The organism is Corynebacterium sp. HMSC036D02 (genome assembly GCF_001836165.1).
GTDB lineage: Bacteria > Actinomycetota > Actinomycetes > Mycobacteriales > Mycobacteriaceae > Corynebacterium.
Genome location: NZ_KV827648.1, coordinates 73,937 through 95,773, shown reverse-complemented (window position 1 = coordinate 95,773; position 21,837 = coordinate 73,937). Strand labels below are relative to the sequence as shown.

Annotated in this window: 19 protein-coding genes; 8 read left to right on the top strand and 11 right to left on the bottom strand. The window is 61.2% G+C overall.

Annotated elements, in window-relative coordinates; all coding sequences use genetic code 11:
* Positions 1–3 precede the first annotated feature (3 nt).
* Positions 4–1,185, bottom strand: coding sequence for a DNA polymerase III subunit beta (gene dnaN / locus HMPREF2743_RS00530; RefSeq protein ID WP_070524942.1), 1,182 nt, complete (start codon positions 1,183–1,185; stop codon positions 4–6).
* Between the two features lie 575 nt (positions 1,186–1,760).
* Complete coding sequence (gene dnaA / locus HMPREF2743_RS00525) at positions 1,761–3,401, bottom strand: chromosomal replication initiator protein DnaA (RefSeq protein WP_070817989.1); 1,641 nt, start codon at positions 3,399–3,401, stop codon at positions 1,761–1,763.
* A 798-nt stretch (positions 3,402–4,199) separates the two neighbouring features.
* On the opposite strand from dnaA, the gene rpmH reads away from it, so the two are divergent.
* Genes rpmH through HMPREF2743_RS00490 form a run of 8 tightly spaced genes read left to right on the top strand, consistent with a single transcriptional unit; the run spans position 4,200 to position 9,136 of the window.
* A complete protein-coding gene (gene rpmH, locus HMPREF2743_RS00520) occupies positions 4,200–4,343 on the top strand; it encodes a 50S ribosomal protein L34 (RefSeq protein ID WP_003847033.1) in 144 nt (47 codons plus the stop codon).
* A 3-nt stretch (positions 4,344–4,346) separates the two neighbouring features.
* Complete coding sequence (gene rnpA / locus HMPREF2743_RS00515; protein ID WP_070817988.1) at positions 4,347–4,715, top strand: ribonuclease P protein component; 369 nt, start codon at positions 4,347–4,349, stop codon at positions 4,713–4,715.
* Complete coding sequence (yidD, locus tag HMPREF2743_RS12305) at positions 4,703–4,981, top strand: membrane protein insertion efficiency factor YidD (RefSeq protein ID WP_010188079.1); 279 nt, start codon at positions 4,703–4,705, stop codon at positions 4,979–4,981. Before rnpA ends, yidD begins: the two co-directional genes overlap by 13 nt.
* A 9-nt stretch (positions 4,982–4,990) precedes the next feature.
* Positions 4,991–5,980 (top strand): membrane protein insertase YidC, encoded by a 990-nt coding sequence (yidC, locus tag HMPREF2743_RS00510; RefSeq protein WP_070817987.1) that lies wholly within the window; start codon positions 4,991–4,993, stop codon positions 5,978–5,980.
* A gap of 23 nt (positions 5,981–6,003) precedes the next feature.
* Positions 6,004–6,633 (top strand): 16S rRNA (guanine(527)-N(7))-methyltransferase RsmG, encoded by a 630-nt coding sequence (rsmG, locus tag HMPREF2743_RS00505; RefSeq protein WP_070524939.1) that lies wholly within the window; start codon positions 6,004–6,006, stop codon positions 6,631–6,633.
* A 10-nt stretch (positions 6,634–6,643) separates the two neighbouring features.
* Complete coding sequence (locus tag HMPREF2743_RS00500; RefSeq protein WP_070444533.1) at positions 6,644–7,492, top strand: ParA family protein; 849 nt, start codon at positions 6,644–6,646, stop codon at positions 7,490–7,492.
* A gap of 6 nt (positions 7,493–7,498) precedes the next feature.
* Positions 7,499–8,554, top strand: a complete 1,056-nt coding sequence (locus HMPREF2743_RS00495) for a ParB/RepB/Spo0J family partition protein (protein ID WP_070524937.1) — start codon at positions 7,499–7,501, stop codon at positions 8,552–8,554.
* A 6-nt stretch (positions 8,555–8,560) separates the two neighbouring features.
* Positions 8,561–9,136, top strand: a complete 576-nt coding sequence (locus HMPREF2743_RS00490) for a hypothetical protein (RefSeq protein WP_070817986.1) — start codon at positions 8,561–8,563, stop codon at positions 9,134–9,136.
* A gap of 5 nt (positions 9,137–9,141) precedes the next feature.
* Here the strand turns inward: HMPREF2743_RS00490 and HMPREF2743_RS00485 are convergent, their stop codons facing one another.
* From HMPREF2743_RS00485 to HMPREF2743_RS00445, 9 genes are all read right to left on the bottom strand, one after another.
* Positions 9,142–10,326, bottom strand: a complete 1,185-nt coding sequence (locus HMPREF2743_RS00485) for an N-acetylmuramoyl-L-alanine amidase (RefSeq protein ID WP_070524933.1) — start codon at positions 10,324–10,326, stop codon at positions 9,142–9,144.
* A 65-nt stretch (positions 10,327–10,391) separates the two neighbouring features.
* On the bottom strand, positions 10,392–10,715 hold the full coding sequence (gene trxA / locus HMPREF2743_RS00480) for a thioredoxin (RefSeq protein ID WP_070817985.1): 324 nt from the start codon (positions 10,713–10,715) through the stop codon (positions 10,392–10,394).
* Between the two features lie 7 nt (positions 10,716–10,722).
* Positions 10,723–11,649: a thioredoxin-disulfide reductase gene (gene trxB, locus HMPREF2743_RS00475; protein WP_070817984.1), complete on the bottom strand. Its 927-nt coding sequence runs from the start codon at positions 11,647–11,649 to the stop codon at positions 10,723–10,725.
* Between the two features lie 53 nt (positions 11,650–11,702).
* Positions 11,703–12,245 carry a sigma-70 family RNA polymerase sigma factor gene (locus HMPREF2743_RS00470; RefSeq protein WP_070817983.1) on the bottom strand — a complete coding sequence of 181 codons (543 nt, stop codon included), beginning with the start codon at positions 12,243–12,245 and terminating at the stop codon, positions 11,703–11,705.
* Positions 12,246–12,383: 138 nt separating this feature from the next.
* Entirely contained in the window at positions 12,384–14,912 is a 2,529-nt protein-coding gene (pepN, locus tag HMPREF2743_RS00465) for an aminopeptidase N (RefSeq protein ID WP_070817982.1), read from the bottom strand.
* 161 nt (positions 14,913–15,073) lie between these two features.
* Positions 15,074–15,607 carry a YceI family protein gene (locus tag HMPREF2743_RS00460; protein WP_070524929.1) on the bottom strand — a complete coding sequence of 178 codons (534 nt, stop codon included), beginning with the start codon at positions 15,605–15,607 and terminating at the stop codon, positions 15,074–15,076.
* Positions 15,608–15,827: 220 nt separating this feature from the next.
* A complete protein-coding gene (murJ, locus tag HMPREF2743_RS00455; protein WP_070817981.1) occupies positions 15,828–19,070 on the bottom strand; it encodes a murein biosynthesis integral membrane protein MurJ in 3,243 nt (1,080 codons plus the stop codon).
* Positions 19,071–19,078: 8 nt separating this feature from the next.
* Positions 19,079–21,220: a hypothetical protein gene (locus tag HMPREF2743_RS00450; RefSeq protein ID WP_070817980.1), complete on the bottom strand. Its 2,142-nt coding sequence runs from the start codon at positions 21,218–21,220 to the stop codon at positions 19,079–19,081.
* Positions 21,217–21,819 carry an NUDIX hydrolase gene (locus HMPREF2743_RS00445; RefSeq protein ID WP_010188049.1) on the bottom strand — a complete coding sequence of 201 codons (603 nt, stop codon included), beginning with the start codon at positions 21,817–21,819 and terminating at the stop codon, positions 21,217–21,219. The genes HMPREF2743_RS00450 and HMPREF2743_RS00445 overlap by 4 nt, the downstream gene beginning before the upstream one ends.
* Positions 21,820–21,837: the final 18 nt, after the last annotated feature.

The window sequence follows — 21,837 nt, the reverse complement described above, 5'->3', positions numbered from 1 at the left end:
GGCCTAGCCTGGCAAGCGCACCGGCATCAAGAGGTAGGTGAAATCAGTCTCCGGGGTGGGGAAAGAGCCGTCTTCGTTGGCTGCCGGCAGCTCTTCCGGTTCCGGAATCATGATTGCCGGGCGCGAAGGTTCGGTGAAGCCGAAGACCACGCGATCTGTGTGAACCACTGCCAAACCATCCTTGAGGTAGGACGGGTTGAAGGCAATGACAAAATCCTCACGGCCGTTGAAAGCGCACGGCAAGGTCTCACTTGCGCGACCAGAGTCCGCACCGGCCGCCAAGGTCACCTCACCTTCGCTGAATTCCATGCGGATCTGAGCGTTGCGATCCGTCAACAGCGAGACGCGGCGAATGGCTTCCTGGAGCGGAGCAACCTCAATGCTGGCCATGGCGCTGTGGGTCTTGGGCAGCAAGGGAGCAACGTTAGGGAAATCGGCGTCCAGCATACGTGTCGTGGTCTCGCGGTTATCCGCATGCAGGCCAAACAGGCCTTCTGCAGCGATGTTCTCACCCGTGCCCACGGCGATTTCAACCGGGATGTTGAGGTGCGTGTCCAGGGAGCGGCCGGTCTCCTGCAGAGTCTTGGCCGGGACAAGGAGCTTGGCCTGGACATCAGGAGATACCGGCTCCCACTCGAAGGTGCGCATGGCCAGGCGGAAACGGTCCGTCGCCGTCATTTCCACGTGGGAACCATTGATGTCGATGTGCACACCGGTGAGCATCGGCAGGGTGTCATCCTTGCCGGCGGCCGCAACGACCTGGCTGATGGCCTCCACGAAGAGCTGCGGGTTAATGGTGCCGGTGACCTCCGGCAGGACGGGAAGCTGGGGGTAATCATCCAGCGGAATGAGCGGCAGCTCGAAACGGGAGGAACCACAGATCAACAAAACCTTGTTGTCTTCCTGCGTCATCTCGATTTCCTTGTTGGGCAAGGAAGCAACGATGTCAGAGAGCAACTTACCGGCCACGGCGATGCGTCCCGGCTCATCCACCATGCCAGCGATACGCACGCGGGTGGAGACTTCGTAGTCGAAGCCGGTGAATTCCAAACCATTGTCATCCGCGGTGATCAGCATGGCGCGCAGTACCGGTTGGGTGACCTTCGAGGGAAGGCTGCGCGCGACCCACGCTACGGCGTTGGCGAGGTCATCTTTGGCAACGCGAAATGACACGGACTGCTCCATGATGGTGAGACGCTCCTCTAGTTGCGGATGGAAGATTCTTGCAAGCTCACTCCAACTTACAGGATCGGTGCCGAAGCACAGGATTTTGTCATTCACCTTCTCTGCTTTGCGATTCAGGCGTGCGGCCGAGCAGGGCGCCGACGAATCACACACATCCTTTTTCTTCTTAGTTAGGGAGAAAACAAAATAGGAGTAGTAATAAGCGCTGTGGGATCTGTGGACAACCCGCTAAAAGCCAAGCTCTGAGCCGCGAACCGATCTGTGAGTCAGCATGTGGGATCACTGTGATCAAATGACAAGAAATGTGAGTAACTGGGTCGGGGTCAAAGTTATCCACAATCCATCCCCAGATCTGTCTGCGCTGATCACAGGGTTAATCACAAGGGCAATGACCCTTCTGATCTGCTGTGGAAGAAGAAAACGTGATGAGGATCTACAAATTACAACAGTGAAATTACACAGCTGTGAATAATGGTGTGGATAACTTTTTAGCGGACGCAAAGACGCCCCTACCCATCCCCGCGGAATGGTTGTTGCGGGAGGTGGGCAGGGGCGTCGCCAAGCGCTGCGTGGTGTTAACGCTGGTTGTGGTTCTTCACGCGTTGGGTTAGGGCCTGGATCTCGTCGTAGGTATTTCGGTTCTCAGTCATCTCCTTACGGATCTTGCGGTCCGCATAGATGACGGTGGTGTGGTCTTTGCCGCCGAATTGATCACCAATTTTTGGCAGGGAGAGCTCAGTGAGCTCGCGGCACAGATACATCGCCAGCTGGCGGGCGTGGGCGACGGCGCGTTTCTTACCAGAACCGCGCAAGGTATCCACGTCGATGTTGAAGTAGTCCGCGGTGACTTCGATGATGGCTGCTGCGGTGATCTGGCGATCTGCAGAATCCGGGGCTAGATCATGCAGAGCAATCTCCGCCATCTCTAGGCTGATCGGCTCATTGACCAGAGAGGAATAGGCAGAAACGCGGATGAGCGCACCTTCGAGCTCGCGGATCGAGGATTCGAAGCGAGAGGCGATGAGCTCGAGGACCGAGCGATCGACGTCGGTCCCGTCCGCGGAGGCCTTCTTCATGAGAATGGCGATGCGCGTCTCTAGGTCTGGCGGCTGAATATCTGTAATTAGCCCGCCCTCGAAGCGCGTGCGGAGGCGATCTTCCAGCGTGGTCAGCTGCTTCGGTGGGCGGTCGGAGGACAAAATGATTTGCTTATTGGCCTGGTGCAGCGCATTGAAGGTGTGGAAGAACTCCTCCTGCGTGGACTCCTTACCTTCTAGGAACTGGATGTCATCGACCATGAGGATGTCCAGGTTGCGGTAGCGGCGCTTGAAGGATTCCTGGCGGTCATCACGCAGGGAGTTGATGTAGTCGTTGGTGAATTCCTCCGAGGAAACGTACTTCACGCGCAGTCCCGGGTGCAGGACCTGGGCGTAGTTGCCGGCCGCGTGCAGCAGGTGCGTTTTGCCGAGGCCGGAGCCGCCCCAAATAAAGAGTGGGTTATAGGCGCGCGCGGGGTTCTCCGCGACGGCCACGGCGGCGCCGTTGGCAAAGCGGTTGGAGGAACCGATGACGAAGTTCTCAAAGGTGTGCTTCGGGTTGAGAGACTTTTCTCGGTTCGGGTTGTGCGCTGGCTCCTCCCGCGGGATCCGTGCCCCGGTTGCTTCGGGGTAGCCACTGGGAGCGGTGCTCTGTTGCTCGCTGTAGTGTTGCGCCAATTCATCGAGGCTGGCTGGGGAATGCGCGGCCTCCCATGAGCGCGGCTGATGGTGGCTTGGTGTCTCTGGCTGGGAAGCTGGAGCGGGCTGAGTGGACTGGGTCGGCTGCTGGAAAGCCTGAGCCTGGTGCCCCATGCCGTGTTCGGGAGCCTCGGTTTGGATAGGGCGTTGAGGTGCGGGTGCTGGGGGCTCTTCCTGTGGTGCCGGCTGCGGTGGCGCTGCAATGGTCACGGCCAAAGAACAGGGGCGACCCATGTGCTGCGATAAAGCGCGGGTGATGTATTCCCCTAGTTCAGTTTCGATGACAGTTTTGGCGTTCTCATGTGGCGCGGCGATCAACGCGTAGCCATCACCGATCATGATGGGTTCGACGAGTTGGAGGTTGAGGCGCTGGCTATGGGAGAAGTTGGGTACGTCCGAATTTGATTGTTCGGACTGAGCCAGTAAATCACTGACCACAGCTTTCCAGCTGGCCCGGAGGGCTGCTTGCGGATCGGACACAACGCCTACCTTCTGTGTAGTTAAAGTTCACGCGGTGCTGCCAAAGAGGCGGCCACACCTATGTGGTTCTGGGAAGAAGTGGCCTTGAGAACCAAATATTTACTGCGTGACTTTGGGTGAGAATCGGGGATGGACGGATGGATAAGAAAGAGATACGGAACGAGAAATCACAAGAAGTTTGTGATTTCCACCGGAGATTCCACACAATGTTTTAGCGTGTAACCTCGGTTTCCACAAAGTTATCCACAGGTGTGGATAGGTGGTTTATCCACAGCCTATCTTATGGCTGTGGATAACTATGAATTGGCTCCTTAATGCAGTTGACCTGCGTTAACAGCAAAAGTCTCAAGTTATGATTGAGAGTTATCCACATCCTGTGGGTGACTGTGGAATTCGATTCCTCAGTTGTACCGCTTTATAGGGGCGCTGTCTAACGCGCTTTTATGTGCGCTCGACACGGTGGCGCCTAGCGCGGTGGGCGGACAGCGGGAGGGGGCGCTAGCCGCGCAGCATGTGGGCAAAAAGTGGCGTTCTAGCTGCGGATAAAAACATCTTTGTAATTTCGGGGACACCCAGTGTGTCGATTTGTTTCGCGCACTATCTGTCACGTAACCTGTGATGGTCTATCGCAACAGTGCATGGCGCACATGTTGCATGTGGGAATGCCTCGCCACGCCTCACGGCGCTTAAAGTGCGAAGCCTTATCCCCACGTACACCATTCATCAGTGGATGTTTAAGCCCACCGCCATCAGTGGCGCGAAGCTGTGCCATCCACCAACAACTTCAAGGAGTTAATCGTGGCAAAGGGTAAGCGTACCTTCCAGCCGAACAACCGTCGTCGTGCTCGCAAGCACGGCTTCCGTACCCGCATGAGCACCCGCGCCGGCCGCGCCATCGTCGCCGCTCGTCGCAAGAAGGGTCGCGCTAAGCTCACCGCTTAATTCATGCTTCCAGCCCAGCACAAGCTCACGTCCCCGAGGCAATTTCGGAGGACCATCAAGGGCGGGCGCCGGGCGGGCACGCGCACTGCCGTCGTGCATTTGCGCTTTAATGACGGTGAAGACGCCATCGCGGCCACTGGGCCGCGGTTCGGTCTCATCGTGTCGAAGGCCGTCGGGAATGCCGTGGTTCGCCACCGCACCTCCCGGCGGCTTCGTCATGTGTGCATGTCCCTCATGCGCGATGGCGTCAAAGGGGCAATTCTGCCCGCCAACGTTGACATTGTCATCCGCGCCCTGCCCGCCAGCGGCGAGGCCACCAGTGAACGCCTTGAGCGTGATATCCGCAAAGCGCTAAGCACATGGGATATCTGAACTCCCAAGGTGAGGAGATCCCGGAAGCTCGCGGCTTCGGCAGAGTCCTGGTTCACGGGGTGCGCTTCTACCAAAAGCACCTATCAGGCCTTAAGATGGTCTCCACCTGTCGTTTTGATCCGACATGCAGTGCCTATGCCCTCGAGGCCATATCGATTCATGGAGCCCTCAAGGGATCGGGCATGGCCCTCGCCAGGTTATGCAAGTGCGGTCCCTGGCACCCGGGCGGGTTTGATCCGGTACCGACCAAACAACAACTGAGGTAAATAACTCTCGTGCTTAATTTCATCTATTGGCCAATTTCAGCCGTCTTGTGGTTCTGGCATTGGCTCTTGAGCTTCGTTCTTGATTCCGCATGGGGCGGAACCTGGATCATCGCCATTGTTCTTCTGACATGGACGCTCAAGGCCATCATGGTCAAGCCGACCATCACGCAGCTGCGCTCTTCCCGCAAGATGCAGGAGATACAGCCGCAAATCCAGGAACTGCGCACCAAGTACGCCAATGACCAGACCAAGGCGGCGCAGGAGATGCAGCGCATCTACAAGGAATCTGGCGTCCGCCCCGTAGCGGGCTGCCTGCCTATGTTCGCGCAGATCCCGATGTTCATTGGTCTGTTCCACGTGCTGCGCTCCTTTGACCGCACTGTTGCCGTCGCCGGTGGCATTGGCCACCCGGCGGGTGAAGCAATGTCGGAGGAGATGAACGCCTCCATTGCGAACTACATTTTCGAGCCGGAGCTGGTGAAGCAGTTCGTGGACGCGAAGATCTTTGGCGTTCCGCTGGTGGCCAACCTGCGCCTCAACTCGGGGCTGGAGATTGTTAAGGAAACCACCACCGCCCAGGCGGCCGTCATCATCGTCCCGCTCATCGCGATCATTGCGACACTCACGCACTTCAACGCACGTATGACCTTGAACCGCCAGGAGGCTCGTCGCGCCGCCGGCAAGACTGCTGCACCCCAGGGTCAGAATGCGGAGATGATGCAGCAGCAGATGGCCATGATGAACAAGATGATGCTGTGGTTTATGCCGGCAATGCTGGTCTTCTCCGGCTCCATTTGGCCCATTGGTCTGCTCTTCTACATGCTGGCTAACACCGTGTGGACCTTCTTCCAGACCCGCATCGTCTACGCCAAGATGGACCGCGAGGAAGAAGAAGAGGCAGCCGCCAAGGCTGAGCTCAAGCGCACCTCTGCTCCGAAGCCGGGCGCACGCAAGAAGGACAATCGCTCCAAGAAGCAGCGCCGCAAGAACAATAACTAGAACTTAACCCAGGAGTTTTCACAGTGACTGAATCTGTGTCCGACACTGTGCCACTGGACCCGTCTGACGTCTTCGGATCGCGTCTGCCGCTTGCGCAGAAATACCACGATTCGCTCGCCACGGACGGGTCCACTCGTGGTTTTATCGGCCCCCGCGAGGTCCCACGCCTGTGGGAGCGCCACCTCATTAACTGCGCCGTGGTCGCGGAGGTAATGCCGCAGGGCGCCACGCTTATCGACGTCGGCAGTGGCGCCGGCCTCCCCGGCATCCCGCTCGCCATCGCGCGACCTGACCTTAAGATCACTCTCATCGAGCCTTTGCTGAAGCGCTCGACCTACCTCAACGAGGTCGTCGACCTGCTGGGCCTCGATAACGTCACCGTCATTCGCGGCCGCGCCGAGGAAGGTCCAGTGAAGAAGGCCGTTAAGGGTGCCGACATCGTGACTTCCCGCGCGGTGGCCCCGCTGGGAAAGCTGGCCAAGTGGTCCCTACCGCTGGTGCGCAAAGGCGGCGAGATGATTGCTCTCAAGGGTTCTTCAGTGCATGAGGAGCTAGAGCGCGATGCTGCTGATATCAAGCGCGCCGGTGGCGGAAAAGCCGAGGTCATGACCATCCACGGCACCACCATTATCCGTGTCCCGCGCGTGAACTAAAGTAGACGGCATGACTCATCCTCGTCTTATCACCATCGCGAACCAGAAAGGTGGCGTGGGTAAAACCACCTCCGCCGTCAACCTTGCCGCCGCGCTTGCTGAGGCCGGCAAGAAGGTCCTGGTGATCGACTTGGACCCGCAGGGCAACGCCTCCACCGCGGTAGGCGCGGAGCACACCTCCGGCACCAAATCCAGCTATGAGGTTTTGTTGGGTGACTGCAGCGCGGAGGATGCGATGCAGCACTCCCCCGATGATGAGAACCTCTACTGCATCCCGGCCACCATCGACCTCGCTGGCGCAGAGATTGAAATGGTCTCTCTGGTCCGCCGCGAGTTCCGCCTCTATGACGCCCTGCACAATGGCTTCCTCGAGGAGCATGGCTTTGAGTACGTTTTTATCGACTGCCCACCTTCCCTAGGCTTGCTCACCATCAATGCGATGACGTGTGCAGAAGAAGTTATTATTCCCATCCAGTGTGAGTACTACGCCTTGGAGGGCGTGGGCCAGCTGCTGGGCAATATCTCCATGATCCGGGAGCACCTCAACGAGGACCTTCACATCTCCGGTGTGCTGCTCACCATGTTTGACGCCCGCACCAAGCTGGCAGAGCAGGTGGCTAATGAGGTGCGTGAGCAATTCGGCGCCGTCGTCTTGGGCAACGTCATCCCGCGTTCTGTGCGCGTTTCGGAGGCGCCGGGCTATGGTAAGACAGTTATTGCTTATGACCCGTCGTCGACGGGCGCCCGCGCCTACTCCGCCGCTGCACGCGAGCTGGACAAGCGCGGAGACTACACGCCGCACCCCACCACGGGTGCCATTGGCGTGAGCCCAGAGATTTTCGCGGAATTGGAAGGATAGGACACCGTGGCAGATAAGAAGGCAGAGCAGAAGCCGGAGCAGCGCCAGGGCGGCCTAGGCAAGGGACTGGCCGCTCTCATTCCGTCTGGCCCGGGTGCGCCCTCCCGCAAGCCGCGCCTTGGGGATTCGGCGGCTGACATTATCCTTGGCGCTTCGACCGGCGGGGCTCACGGATCTGCGCCGAAAAAGGTGCAGGGTGCGCCCACCATCCAGCAGTCTTCTGGCTCGAAGAAGCGGCAGGCCAAGCCTTCGGTGATTGGTGCGACGTACCGCGAGATCTCCGTCGGGGACATCATGCCCAACCCGAAGCAGCCGCGTACTGTCTTCGATGAGGATGAGCTAGCGGAGCTGGTCCACTCCATCAAGGAATTCGGGCTGCTGCAGCCGGTCGTGGTCCGCCCTGCTGAGGAGGGCGGCTTCGAACTCATCATGGGTGAGCGCCGCTGGCGCGCCTCCTCCAAGGCAGGCCTGGCCACCATCCCAGCTATCGTGCGCGATACCAAGGATGATGATCTGCTGCGGGATGCCCTGCTGGAGAACATCCACCGCGTGCAGCTCAACCCATTGGAAGAGGCTCACGCCTACCAGCAGCTGCTGGAGGAATTTGGTGTAACCCAGAACGAGTTGGCTGATCGCATCGGCCGCTCCCGCCCTCAGGTCACCAACATGATTCGCTTGCTCAAGCTGCCGGTCAGTGTGCAGAAGCGCGTTGCCGCTGGCACCTTGTCTGGCGGCCACGCCCGCGCGCTGCTGGGCCTGCCGGATGCTGAGGCCATGGAGCTCATTGCCAACCGCATTGTGGCCGAGGGCCTGTCTGTGCGCGCCACGGAGGAAGCTGTCACCCTATACAAGCGGGATGGTAAGCCGGCCGAGCCAACGAAGAAGCCTGCCGCTCCACAGCCGCAGTTCTTCACCGATTCCGCTGAACGTCTGGCAGATCGCTTCGACACCAAGGTCACCGTCACCATGGGCAAGCGCAAGGGCAAGATGGTCGTCGAATTCGGCGACCAGGAAGATTTCGAGCGCATTCTGGCCCTCATTGAGGGCAAGGAAAGTAGCTAGCCCACTATGTTCGTTCAGGCCGTCAAGGAAGGCATTGCCATCAATCCCTTGGCGGCCCGATCCATCTTCTGGGAGCTGAAGACCACGGTCGCTGATCCGGCCTTTGAGAAAGAAGCATGGATCAGCGCTACTCTGCTGCGCTGCGGCGAATGCGGCTTCACCGTGAGCGATGAAGCTACCGTCTTCTTCTGCCCACCTGACCTTGCCCCCGGTGCCGCGAAACTGCCCACCTCTCCTGTCTCGGAGGATGCTGTGCTCGTGTCCTCGCTGTTCGTGAAGTCGCACCGTGCGGCGAAGGGCCTGGAGGCGGTGCTTCTCGACGCCACCATTATGCACCTCACCCCCCGCGAAGCCAGCGCCGTCGAAGCTTTTGGCTACCGAGATGCCCAAGCCGCAGAAGATCTTCTGCGGGACAAACCCGGCCGCATCGGCCTTTTACCTGTGGAAACGTTGGAATCCGCCGGGTTCATGGTGGTGCGCGATCACCCCATTACGCCGCGCTTGCGCCTTGAGCTGCCCCCTGCCTTCGACCTGCTGACGGCCGCTGCAGTCGAAGACCTCCTCGCCCGTGCCCTAGCCTAGGCCTGTTAAGAAGAGCGCTCGGCGCGCAGCAGCTCGTCGAAGCGGTAGGTGCCGGTCACGGCGGTGTCATCGTCGAGGAGGTACAGGCGTTTGACGGAGACAACGATGGCCTCGGCGATGTCATCGCGGCGATCCGGGTTGGTCAGAATAGCCACGTCCTTCGGGCTGGTCAGGTACCCCAGAACCACTTGGACGACCGGCATTTGCGTCAGACGTAGCAGCGCCCACGTGCGGCCGTGGTTGCGGCAGTTACCCAGTTCGGTACGGGCAACAATCTCACGCTGGATGAAGCCGGAGAGCGTTTCCCCGATGAGGGAAGAATTGCCGGACTCCGAACCGAAGTAGAAGGTGGCCACACCATTGGCCTTCTCTGTGGGGTACTCGTCGCAGGCGAGCGAAATGACCAAGTCAGCACCAAAGGCATTGGCAATATCGGCGCGATCGTGGATGGAGGGATCATCGGTACGCGGGCGGGAGATGATGGTCTCCATGCCGGCGGCAATCATGCGGCCAGCAACTCGCTCAGCCAAATCCCAGAGGATCTCTTCCTCAGTGATGTCACCAAAGCGGCCCTTGACCGTACGGCCCTTGTTGAAACCGCCCAAGCTGGGATCGATGACAACGCGCTTGCCGGCCAATTGGGGCCCCGCATTGCGGACGCGCTCACGTTCCTGGATGTTGTGCGCTGAGCCGCCGGTGATGCGCCGACCCAAAAGGTTCAACGCGTTGATGGTCTCCGGGCCACAAATTCCGTCACTGCGCAGCCCAGAGTTCAACTGGTACTCCGCCAGCGCCGCATAGGTGCGGGCGCCAAAATGGCCGTCGATGCGTTCCTGGTAGAAGCCGAGCTCCTGGAGTTGTTGCTGCAGCTGGGAAACATCATCGCCCACCTGCACGTTGCCTGGCTCATAGGCCAGAACGCGAGCGCCCAGCGTGTAGGAAGCCTGGCGCAGCTCGCGCAGAGTGAGGTCATCGATATCGCCGCTGGGCACGATGCCACGCGATTGCTGGAAGGCCTTAAGAACCTCCGCTAGCTCGGCGTCAAAGTGCTTATCGGCTTCGGAGTACTTCTGCTTCCTCCAGTCGGACAAGGTCCCCTGGTAGTCAGTCATCAGGCCGAGGCGGGCAAGGGTTGCGCGTGCTTCGGCGACCCGAACGCTCTGGTCACCTACACGTAAAACGCGATTCACACCTACCCCTTTCGTGATCAAGGAGGCGCACCGCAGTGCGCCATCAACGAGTTAAAGAATACCAGTTAGAGCTGTTTCTTTATCTGCGCCACGATGTCGGCCTTGGAACGAAGACCAACGAATTCATCGACCTTCTCACCGTTCTTGAAAATCAGCACGGACGGGATGGACATGATCTGGAACATGGCACCCAAGGTGCGCTCTTCGTCCACGTTGACCTTGACCACGGAGACGTCCTCACCGAGTTCTTCGGCAACCTCTTCGAGGATCGGGGACAGCTTCTTGCACGGACCGCACCATTCGGCCCAGAAGTCCACGACGACGGGCTTGCCTGCCTCCACGACGTCAGCGCGGAAGGAATCAGTAGTGACGTTTTTAATGTTGCTCATGTGATTACTAACGGTTCTCGGCGAGGAAATGTTCCGCATCAATCGCCGCGCGGCAGCCGGAGCCCGCAGCGGTAATGGCCTGCTGGTAGTGGTCATCGACCAAGTCACCACAGGCAAAGACACCTGGCAGCGAGGTCTTGGTGGACGGCTGCTCCACCACGACGTAGCCAGCCTCATCGGTCTCTACCTGGCGGTTGAGGAAGCCGGAGCGCGGGTCGTGGCCAATGGCCACGAACATGGCGGTCAAATCCAGCTCGCTAGTCTCACCAGTGAGAACGTTCTTGACTTCGAGAGCACCGACCTTGCCGTCCTTCTCTAGGACGCGCTCGACGGTGGTGTTGGTCAGCCACTTGATCTTTGGGTTCTCCTTGGCGCGCTCCAGCATGATTTTGGAGGCGCGGAAGTTCTCCGAGCGGTGAATAATGGTGACGGTCTCGGCGAACTTGGTGAGGAAGGTGGCCTCCTCCATGGCGGAATCGCCACCGCCGACGACGGCGATGTTGTGGTCCTTGAAGAAGAAGCCATCGCAGGTGGCACACGCGGACACACCGCGGCCGGTCAGCTCCGATTCACCTGGAATGCCCAGGTAGCGCGGAGCGGCACCGGTGGCGAGGATGACGGCGCGGGCTTCGAAAACTTCATCGCCCACGTGCAGCTTCTTAACTTCGCCTTCGAGCTCGATGGAATCTACAACTTCCATGCGCAGGTCGGCACCGAAGCGGATGGCTTGGGCGCGCATCTCTTCCATGAGTTCTGGGCCCATGATGCCCTTTTGGAAGCCCGGGTAGTTCTCCACCTCGGTGGTGTTCATCAGTTCGCCACCGTATTCAAAGCCCTCGAAGACGATGGGATTGAGCTCGGCGCGTGCTGCGTAGAGCGCTGCGGTATAGCCGGCAGGGCCGGAGCCGACGATGGCGACATCGTGGATGGTCACAAAAAACTCCCTTGAGACGACAATTCCGATCAAGAATCAGATTCTACTCGGCCTCAGTCTATCGCCGCACGCAGCACTTGCCGAGCCCGGGCTCGCCGCGACTTCACCGTGCCTGGTGCCACGCCTTGCACCTTGGCCACCGTATCGATGGGATAGCCAGCAACATCGGTCAGGTACAGCGCCTCCCGCTGGTCCTCGCGCAGGGTCTCCATCGCTTGGGCCACCGTGATGCGCTCCGCCAGGTTCTCGCTGGGATTGTGCGCGAGTGCATAGTTGCGGTCATCCTCAATGATCTCCGCATCCAGGGAGGCATTTTCCCGGTTCGACCGATGGTTGAGGAAGTCATAGCCGGAGTTCATCACCAGTCGGTGCAGCCACGTGCTCAATGCGGCATCATGCCGGTAGGAAGCCATGTTGCAGCTGGCCTTGAGCAATGCCTCCTGCACAATGTCCTGCGCATCATCATCGTTGCGCGTGTAGCGCCGCGCCATGGCGGTCAGGCGCGCGCGGTGCTTCTCGACGATTGCCGAAAAGGCCTTGGTATCTCCGCCAATGAAGGCGTCGACGAGTTCACGATCGGTCGGCTGTGCTGACACTAAGAATCCCCCCGGAAACTTGAGCAATGACAATTGGGTCAACACAGCCCTCAGCCGAAGCCGAAGGCTAGTGATTGTCCCCCCGTTAATGTGTCTGCGAGTTTACGGGAAGATTCTGCTGTCCGCTACGCGCCGCTTCTAACGTGCCGCGATCACTGCGCGGCACGCACGCACGCGTTGCGCGCGACGCAGCGCATCCTGGCATTCCAGCAGCACGCGGCGAAGTGCACGCGGACGTTCGCTGCCCAAGAACTCGCTGGTGGCGGCGTCGGCCATTGCGAGATCCGGGTAGAGCCCGCGGACGAGGCGGTTGGCAATCTCGATGGGGTGCTCCTCCCAGAGCTTGGCCAGAGAATCGAAATACTCCTGGGCAAAGGCCTCAGTGAGGTGGGCCGAGCGTGGGGCGTTAAACGCCGCGAGCAGGGAATCCACTTCCGCGTTGGAGTACTTGCCCGGCGTGCGCACGAGGTCGAAGACTTCGCGCTTGAGCTCGGCAGACGGGAAGGCGTGGGAGGCGCCCAGGTAGGCGGCGGCACCGGTGAGCGTGTTATCGTGCTCCTTCTCCGCCTCCAGCTCTTCGGTGCTGACGGCGTCTCGGGCGGCCAGCGCGCGGAGGATGGCCCAGCGGATATCCGGGTCGAGGGCGAGGCCGTCGAGGGAGCCGTCGTAAAGCGCACGCAGGCGCTGCGTGCCGGACTCCTCCGGGGTGGCCGCGAAGGCCTGGATGGCGGCGCGGGCGATGGTGAGTTGCGCATCGGAGCCGCCCGGGGCCTTCTGTAGAACCTCCCAGAGGCGCTCGGCGTAGTCGGCGCGGATCTCCTCGCGAACATCCTCGCCCACGAAGTGGTCGATGGCATAGCGAACATTGGCAAAGGCCGTGGTCAGAAGCGTCGGGTTGGACTCCGCCGGGGCGTGGTTGAGCACGGTGTCCAGGTAGGAGCGCACCGGCCACTCGCCATCGCGGGTGAGATTCCACAGGGAGGTCCAGATAACCGCGCGGGAAAGCTCATCCGGGACTTCAGACAGGCGCGTGCGGATGGTCACCAGGGAAGTCTCGTCGAAGCGGACCTTGGCGTAGGTGTGGTCGCCGTCGTTTAGCAGCAGCAACGCCGGTGCCTGAAGCCCCGATGCCTCATCGAGGATGGTGCGCTCGCCTTCCAGATCGACGTCGAGGGTGGCGTACTTGTTCAGGGAGTCATCGAAGAACGCCACGTTGAGGCGGTGCGGGCGCGTGGTGTCCTCGGCCTCGACAGCGATGGCGAGCTCGTGGATCTTATCGCCGTTAGTGTGCAGCTCCGGGGTGAGCGTGTCCGGGCCCCACGTGCGCAGCCAGGCGGTGGACCAGGCGTCGAGATCGCGGTCGGTGTGCTTCTTCAGCGCCTTGAGAAGGTCCTCGAAGGTGGCGGCGGCAAAGGCGTGCTCCTGGAAGTAGTCGCGCGCGCCGGCGTAGAAGTTCTCCCGGCCCACGTAGTGCACCAGCTGCTTGAGCACCGCCGCACCCTTGGCATAAGTGATGCCGTCGAAGTTCTGGCGTGCGGCATCCACGTCCGGGATCTCGGCCTTGATCGGGTGCGTGGTGGGCAGCTGATCCTGCAGGTAGGCCCAGTTCTTGCGCTGGCCAGCGAAGTTTACCCAGGCCTCGGTGTACTTGGTGGCGTGCACCGAGGAATCCGCGCCCATGAACTCCGCGAAGGACTCCTTGAGCCACAGGTCATCCCACCACTGCGGGGTGACTAGGTCACCGAACCACATGTGCGACATCTCGTGCAGGATGGTATTCGTGCGCCCGGCATGCTGCGCGCGGGTGGCGGCGGAACGGAAGAGGTAGTGCTCCGTAAAGGTCACGAGGCCGGGGTTCTCCATGGCGCCCAGGTTGTATTCCGGAACGAAGATGGAATCGTACTTGCCCCACGGGTACGGGTAGCCAAAACTGCTGTGGAAGAAGTCCATGCCTTGTGCTGTGACCTGCAGGATTTCATCATCCAGGTATTCAGCCATGGAGGCGCGGGCAAAGGCGCGCAGCTCCACTTCCAAGGAGCCATCGGGTGCGGTCCAGGTGCTGTGCTTCTCGACGTACGGCCCCGCCGCAAACGCCGTCAGATACGTTGACAGCAGCGGGGTCGGCGCGAAGTGCGCTACTTCCCCGCTATCCGTCTTCTCGCGGCCGACCTCCGGCTGGTTGCTGAGCAGCTGCCAGCCTTCCGGGCCGGTGAGGTGCACCTCGTAGCTTGCCTTGAGGTCCGGCTGATCAAAGCAGGGGAAGATGCGGCGGGCATCAGAAGGCTCGAGGTGCGAGTAGAGGTACGTGGTGTCATCGGCTTGGTCGTGCATGCGGTGCAGGCCCTGGCCGGTGCGGGAGTAATAGGAGGAGCCGGTGATCTCCACGGTGAGCTCCTCTCCCACTGGAAGATCCCGCAGGTAGATGCGTCCGCCGTCGAAGGTGTTCTCCACCTCCTCGCCGTTGATGCGCACTGCGTGCACGGCCTTGCCCAAGTAATCCACGAAGGTCTCGGGCTCGGTGGTGGTGAACGTAATGCGTGAGGTGACCTCGTAAGAATCGGCGTCGGTTGGCGCGCTCGTGACGTCGAGGTGCAGCTCGTAGGTGCTCAGGCGCAGCGCGGCGCTGCGGGCGGAAGCTTCTGCATGGGTGAGGTTTGCGGTAGTCATGCGCTACATCTTAAACGTCGCTGCGGTGCGTATCACATGCCGGTCACTCAAAGTTGTTTCAAACAACTCCGCAGCAAAAACTGTTGCCCGCAGTACCGAAATGGGCACTACGGGCAACAACTAAGAACTACTTCCTACGGAGAGGTTTCGCGCTTTTGGGTTTACTGCTTGATGGCAGAAACCTCGAGCTCGATCTTGATCTCCTCGGAGACCAGCACGCCGCCGGTCTTCAGCGGAGCGTTGAAGTCGATACCGAAGTCGAGGCGGTTAATGGAGGTCTTAGCCTCAAAGCCCAGGCGGGTGTTGCCGAAGGGATCCTCAGCTACGCCGGTCTCTTCAACCTTGAAGTCGACGGACTTGGTGGTGCCCTTGATGGTGAGGTCACCGGTGACAGTGCCCTCGCCTGCCTCGTTAACGTCGAACTTGGTCGCGGTGAAGGTCATCTCTGGGAACTTCTCAACGTCGAAGAAGTCCTCGCCCTTCACGTGAGCATCGCGGTCAGCATTCTTGGTATCGATGGATGTGGTCTTCACCGTGGCGGTGGCGGCAGAGTCGGCAATGTTCTCCCCTACGGTTAGGGTGCCTTCGAACTCGTTGAAGTTGCCGCGCACCTTGGTGATCATGGCGTGGCGAGCAACAAAGCCGATAGTGGTGTGTGCTGCGTCCAGTGCGTAGGTTCCTGCGGTGATAGTCATGGTTTCCTCGTTTCTTCTAGGTTTCTCTAGGTTGTTGACGTGACAACAATAATTATACGCTCCTTCTCTTATCTGTCAAGGGAGGAAATCGCAAGAACAATAAAGCCCCAGACCTGCAACCCGAAACCTGGGTGGGCGTCGTCAAGCGCGTTGCACGTCTGAGTCAGCGAGCCCAGGTAGTTTCGGGTTTCAGGTCTGGGGATGTGTGTGAGGCAGTGCGTTAGTTGGTGGGGATGCCCACCAGTGTGGCCTCCTTCAGAGTGACAGAACCGGACTTGGGCATGTCGGTGAAGATGATCAGGGCGCCGTCGAAAGCCACCGACTTCTCCTTGAGCTCGATGTCTTGGCGTGCGCTCGTCAGGGTGCCGTGTGCGAGCTCGGTCAGCGTCGCGGCTTTAGGGTTCGTGGGATCGAAGTCCTTGGTATTGACGCCATAAACCTCATACTTCGCGCCGGTGGACTTGCTCTGTTGCAGCGGAAGCGCGTGAAGTTGCGTGGGTTTATCAATGCTGAGCAGGAGGCCGGTGTCTGCTTCCTTCGTGGACCAGGAGCTGGATACCTCCTTGCCTTCTGGGACGGAGGTGGTCTTTACGTCCTTGAAGAGCACCGGCGGCACGTTGGGGAAGGTCGTTTCCGTCGTGGATTCGCTCTTCGTCACCACTGGGGAAGTCTTTTCATTACCCACCTGGGAGAGAATCCACACGCTGAGTGCGGCCATCGCCACGACGAAGAGGGTGGCGAGTACGCCGAGCACGATGATGCCGGAGCCAGAGTAACCGCGGCCGCCGAAGCCCGGTGCAGGGCTCGGGTCCTCCTTGCGCGGGGTCTCCTCCACCGGTACCTGGAGGGTTTCCTCGCCGTCCTCGCCATCGCCGGCGAAGGCCGCCAAGCGGTGGGCGATGTCCTCGAGGTCGGAGTCCTCACCCTCTTCAGCGTCGGTAGCGATCTCCTGCAGCACCTCCGGTGTTGGGCTGGTGGACTCCACCAGGAGCGAGATTGCGGAGGCCAACGCTGAGCGGTCAGTTTCCTCATCGTTGCTGTGCAGTACCGCGGGGAAGGCCAGCGTGGCAATGCCCTCGGTGGAGATGCGGATGCGGTTGCGGTTTTCAATGCCCAGCACGAGACCTGCCGCGTGGGCGGCGGCCGTGGTGCGCACCAGCGGTGCCAAGGCATGGGCGACGGCGCGGGGATCGAGGTCCTCATCCTCCGAGACCGTCTTCAGGGACGTGCCCTCCACCCAATCCGCCACGACGAGGCAGCCCTGGCGGTAGGACAGGATATCGATGTTCTTCGCCATGGCATCCAGCTCCATCTCCGCCAAGCGGCGCGTGGAGCGGGATACCTCCGCGGAGCGGCGGGCAGCCACGGCCGGGGTGGCCGGTGCCATCGGAGCTTCGCCCGTGGTGTCCACGAAGGTCAGAGATACGAGGCGTCCAGTTGCTTGCTCGCGGGCCTTCCAGAAGCGGGTACCCGGTGCGGAGCCATAGTCCTTGAGGAGGCGGAAGCGACCGTCGGAGACTGGGGCACCCGGAACCAGGCGCGGGCCGCGCACGATACCGGCAGACATTGGCGGCGGCACCGGCGAGGAGTTGAAGGCATCCACGCTGAAGATGGGCTGGAACTCCAGCTGCTCCGGGGCTTCGACCTCGATAGCCTCTGCATGCTCGATCTTGATGAAGCGGGACATGCCCGGAATACGCTGCAGCTGGCGGCCCAGGTTGATGACTTCCGGCAGGCCCGAACGCGAGAGCACGATGCCGGTCACGATCACGAACACTAGGCCCACGACGGCTAGCTTCAGCAGGTGTACGAAGGGCGGTAGCTCTTCCGGCAGCACCAGGTTTATGGCGTAGTTGATGACGAAGGCCACGAGGAGGCCCACGAGGGAGGCCAGCACTGACCAGATAGTCGTCGCGATAACCGCCCGGCCGCCCAGGCTGCCCAGCTTGCGCTTAAGCAGGAAGCCGCCGATCACCGCGCCGGCCACGAAGCCGAAGCCGTTGGCCGTACCCAGCAGGATGACCACGCGCTCCGGGGAGTCCGCAACGTGCGGGGCCAGCAGGGAAAGCACCACCTTGGTCAGCGTGATGCCGGCGATAATAAACGTCGGCGTCCACGCTTCCTCACGGGCGTAGAAGACGCGCAGGTGCAGCAGCACGAGGGCGTAGGGGATGAGGGTAAAGGCGGAGAAGCTCAACGTGAGGCCGAGCAGCTCGGCCGCGTCGGCGTCGAAGGCGCCGTACTGGAAAAGGCCGCGGGCGATCGGGATGCCGAAGCCCGTCATAAAGATGACGATCGGGATCAGGGCGATAAACGTCAGCTTTGTGCCGAGCGTGAGATCCCGAACCACGGCCTTGACGTCACCGTCCGCGGCGTTGCGGGACAGGCGCGGCATAATCGCGGTGAGTAGCGTGACGCCGATGACGCCATAGGGCACCTGCAAAAGCAGCCAGGCCTGCTGGTAGGTAAAGGGTGCGCCTTTATCCGCATGCGCCGCCACGCGGGAGGTGATGACGTAACCCAACTGGGAAATCGCCACATAGGCCACGATTGCCATGGCCATGCCGCCGAACTGCTTGAGGCGGTCATCCAAGCCCCAGAGCGGCTTGAGGTTAATGCCCGCCTTCTTAAGATAAGGGAAGAGGATGAGACATTGCACCACCACGCCCGCCGTGGTGCCCAGCGCAAGGAGCAGCACGTGCCTGTCCGTAATCGGCGAGGGCGCATCGGGATGCAGACTGCCCGGCACCAGCTGGTAGGCCACCAGCACCGAAATCGAGATGATGTTATTGACGACCGGTGCCCACGCGCCCGGCCCGAAGATGTTCTTGGTGTTGAGCACCGCTTGGAAGAGCGCGAAAAGCCCGTAGAAGAAGATCTGCGGCAGCAGCAAGTAGGCAAACGAGGTTGCCTGCACGGCATTGACCTCGCCGTCTTCTGGCAACATCATGCGCGTTAACTGCGGGGCAAAAATACAGGAAAGCACCGTGATCGTGGCCAACAGGGAGAAGGCCAGTGTGAAGAGGCGCCGGACAAAGTCCTCGCCGCGGTCGGCATCTTCCTTCTCTGCGCGCACCAGCACCGGAACCACGAGGGAGGTCAGCACCGCACCCAGCACGATCTCCGTGATGAGGTTGGGCAGCTGGTTCGCCGTGGTAAAGGCGGAGGAAATGGCCGGGCCAAGCGAAGAGCCGATGAGCACGTTGCGAATGAATCCCGTGATACGGGAAATCAACGTGGCGATAGCCATGGAGCCGGTCGCGCGGACGACGGCGCCGTCGGAGTTCTTCTCGCCGGCGGACTCACTCGGGGCCGAGGCAGCCTTGCCCTTCAGTCCCGAACGGTCCTCGAGTTCGTCGTCGACAGCAACAACGCCGCTCGGCGCGCGCTTTTCCGGGACCGGTGCCGGCGGCGAGGGCGTGACAATGCGTCGACGGGCACCAGACATAGGTTCATGTGTCATAGAGAAAACTATCCGTGAGACTTCTTTTTCTTCCGCTTACCCAGCCGGAACAGTGCAGCTAGGACGAGGGCGAGCGCGGCGATCGCGCCGACTCCATAGACGCTAACGATACCGGCACGCGTCTGCACCGTGATGTCGATTGGATCCGAAATCAGGTGCTCAGATGGTGTTGCTAGCCACAGGCGCAGCGACATCTGGTCAGCATTGCTGGGCAGGTCAGCGGTCATGGACACGGTAATGGATCCCTTGGCCGGGATGTGAATCATGTTCTGCGTGTTCAACGTGGCGCCGTCGGGGGCGTCATAAGCCAAGTGGGCGTCGACAGGCAGCGGCAGGCCGTTTTCTGCCACGATGAGCAGCGGCGATGACTCTGAGACGCGGGTATACACGTTGCCCGGTGGGATGAGAGATACGGAGGCGCGGAGCTCGCGAAGCATATCCGCGTTCTTCTCCAGCCGGGAGCGGCTCTGCGTCACCGAAGTCGGAAAACCGTGCAGACTGGAGCGGCCCGTCGCGCTGAGCGCTGTGAGCAGATCGTGGCGCAGGGGCGCCGTGAAGTCGTAGCGCGTCATGGCAATATTGGGGTCGTTGACCATGATGGACATCAACTCGTCGGTATAGCGCGCCTGCTGTGTTACCTGTGTGATCTCGGCGTCGTGAAATGCTGAAGGGTCCGGGTAGGGGCTGCCGGGACTCCCATTGCCCTCCTCCACCTCTAGCGTGGTAACGGGGCGAGGCTGGAGGCGCCCAGAATCGAGGAGCCGCTGCGCTGCTTCCATCACCGCACGTGCGGCGGCAGGGTCCTGGTAATTCGGCAGTTTGGCCACGGTCTCCTCTTGTGCAGACGCCACGCTTATCGACGCCCCCGCCGTCAGCGCCCTCGCCTGCTCCGAATCGATCGAGAAGTCGTAGCGCAGCTCCGGATTGGAGTACCCGGTGGTTTGCGGCTTCGACCCGGTTTGGGCCAAGAGCGCGCCGAGGGAGGCATCAAAGGTGGCGGCCTTGCCTGCCCACTCGGAGTTATCCGCCACCAACAGAGGGACGGGCATCGCATGCTCGCTCGTCCCAGAGGCAGGTGCGGTGAGCTGCGTGCTGAGCGGGGCACCGAGGATGCGCTCGATGGTGTCGGCGCCTTGCTCGACGGCCTCGTGGGTGAGCCATTCGTTGCCAACTTGAGCCACGGCATCGGTGTCTGCGTTAGCCCACGGCATGAGCATGCGGCAGTCCACCTTCTTGAGCTTCTCCAGCCACGCGGCGGCGTCTCGGGCACCCGCGCCGGGCGTGCCACGATCGGAATCGGCGCTGCTGAACCAGGAATCGCGCAGGCGTGTGGGGTGTTTGGCTGTGGAGGGGCGTGTCTCGTTGACGGTGTAGCCGGCGGACATGCGGTCGGCGGCGTTGACAAGCGCGGGGTCCAAGGCCATACAGCCGGAACCGTGCAGATCATGCTGCAGGTATGCATCGAGCAGCTGATCGAGCCGCCCGCCCGGGGAGAGCTGCTCAGCCAGCTGCTCGCTTTCCAGGATGAGCTCCTCGCCACCGGTATCCCCCGGCACCACATCTACCTCGGCGGTGACGGGATAGACCAAGGAAAAGGAATGCTCGCCCTCGTCTTCGGGAGCCGTTTCTTCTCCTTGGAAATCCAGGATTGTCCGCTCCTCCGCGAAACTGGCAGCCTGGCCGTCGCGGGTGCCGGTGAGCGTGAACAGGAGCGGGTAGGCGCCAGGTTCCGTGATGGCGAGCGTGGAGTCCTCGCCCAATGCGGTGGGAACTTCCACGGTCAGCTCGCGGCTCTCCCCCGGTTCAAGCTTTCCTGCGCTGAGTGTCGCCCCATAATAAGGAAAGGATCCCGCAGCGAGCTCTTGGCGGGCCTGGGTGGTGGAGTTCACGGCAGTGCTGCGCCTGGAGGTTATCTGCAAGTCATCAACGGCGCTCTCGGTTGGGTTGTGGATGCGCAGTTGTAGCTTGAGCGTCTCCCCTACCCGCGCCTCCGTTGCGCTGAGCAGGCTGAGCTCCAGCTCGTCGGGACCGCGGGAGCCGAGCCAATAGTGGGAGTCAGTGATCCCAGTTTCGGGAGTTTGTGCCTGGGCCACGGGGACGGCGCAGCCCACCGCCAGCGCCGCGATGGCCGCCGCTGCGCGCCACCTCACCGTGGGGTCGCCTTTCCTGCGGCAGCTTCCTTTCGCGCGAGATCCGGGAGGAGGTCGTGGGCAATGCGAGCCAGCTTGCGTTCGTCCGCATAGGCCAAGTGCTCGATGAGCTCGGAGACCGGGATCCAGGACACCTCCGTGACCTCGGGATCCTCGTCATTCATGATGCCGTCCACGAAACGCAGCAGGTGGTGGTGCACGGTCTTGTGAATGCGCACGCCATCGGAGACGAACCAATAATCAATCATGCCGAGGTCTGCGAAGACCTTGCCGTGGATTCCCGTCTCCTCCCAGACCTCGCGCTCAGCGGTGAGCTCCTTGGCTTCGCCATTTTCCACATGCCCCTTCGGCATGGACCACAGCAGGCGCCCGCGGCGGTCCAACCTGCCGATGAGCGCCACATAGATCTGGGACAGGTCTACGTTGCCGTCTTCGTCGACGGCCTCCGCCAATCCGGACACGACGAGTCCGCCGGCGGAGGTCTCATCCCGCGTGGTCATGCGGTTGGTGGACGTGCGCTGGGGGCGTCCCGTGCGGTGGTTCCGGTGGCCCGCGCCCCGCCGGCGGCGGCGTTTGGACCCTGGCGTGTTCTTAGTCATCCCTGCTAATCGTAGTAG